The 1,161-nt window shown below is 58.8% G+C and carries 1 protein-coding gene; it reads right to left on the bottom strand.

Translation table 11 applies throughout. The features are described 5' to 3' along the window. Positions 1 to 17: 17 nt before the first annotated feature. A protein-coding gene (locus QDY28_RS30880) for an IS630 family transposase (RefSeq protein WP_331384860.1) occupies positions 18 to 1,078 on the bottom strand; the annotation gives its coding sequence in 2 pieces (ribosomal slippage) (positions 18 to 586 and positions 586 to 1,078; 1,062 coding nt in all). Positions 1,079 to 1,161 lie beyond the last annotated feature (83 nt).

Here is a 1,161-nt window from a genome sequence, read left to right as displayed (position 1 = left end):
ATACGGCTTCTCATTGATCAGAACGCATTGGCCCATTCTCTGCGTCCGATGGACATGATGCGCCAGGGCTGACTTTCGAGTTTTCGCCATGCGTCGCAACAGTGATTGACGATATCGTCGTAGGATTTGAAGACTCGGTTCGAGAGCCAATTCTCGCGCATGAAGAGCCAGAGGTTTTCGACCGGSTTCAACTCTGGCGATTTCGGCGGGAGCGGCAGGATCGTTATGTTTTCGGGCACGACGAGATTGTTGGACATGTGCCATCCCGCCTGATCCATGATGAGGATGGCATGGGCGTCATCGGCGACATGACGGGCGATTTCGGCCAGATGCTGCGTCATCGCGTAGGTGTCGCACCACGGCATGACCAGCGCTGCCGCTTTGCCGAGCTTCGGGCAGATTGCGCCAAAGATGTAGGCCGATCTGGTGCGTTGATCATGCGGCGCTGAAGGTCGCGTTCCGCGCTTGGCCCACCGGCGCGTGATCTTGTTCTTCTGACCGATGCGAGCTTCGTCCTCGAACCAGATTTCTATTTGCTTGCCTCGTGCCGCTCCAGCGGCAATTTCTGCCACCGCGGCGGGGAACTTTTTTTAAATTCCTCAATGGCTTGGGGGTCTTGCGCGTGATGTTTGGGCCGTGCGGCMAGCTTGCGATAGCCCATGGCTCGCACCTCACGGCTCAGCGTTTGCTCGCTCACCGAGATGCGAAACYCTTCCCAAAGCCATTGAACCAGATCGCACAGACGCCAACGCACAACGCCGTCAAGATAGGGCGTCGGTCCGCGCTCGATGGCCTGTGCCAAGGCCGCACGCTGCTGATCGTTTAATCGCGACTGCGGACCGGGAGCCTTGCCGTTGATCAGGCCTTGGGGACCACGCTCGTTGAAGCGCATGACCCAGTCCCGAACGATCTGGAGCGTGACATTGCCGAGACGGGCGGCATCGGAACGCGAGCCTCCGTCATAGATCGACGCGAGCGCCAACAAACGTCGTGCCTGGGCGGCGTCCTTCGTCTGCCGCGCCAGCCGCCGCAGACCTTCTCCGTCAAAATCCTCACGCAATGAAATCCCTGATCGCATCGCAGACCTCCGGTTTGCTCCAGAGATTCAGATTCACCGCGTTTTGGGAAGGCCAAAGAGTCAAGTTAAACGGGACGCGGTAT

It is taken from the genome of Rhizobium sp. BR 362 (assembly GCF_036528765.1).
Lineage (GTDB): Bacteria > Pseudomonadota > Alphaproteobacteria > Rhizobiales > Rhizobiaceae > Rhizobium.
This window is presented reverse-complemented; position numbering and strand designations above follow the sequence as displayed.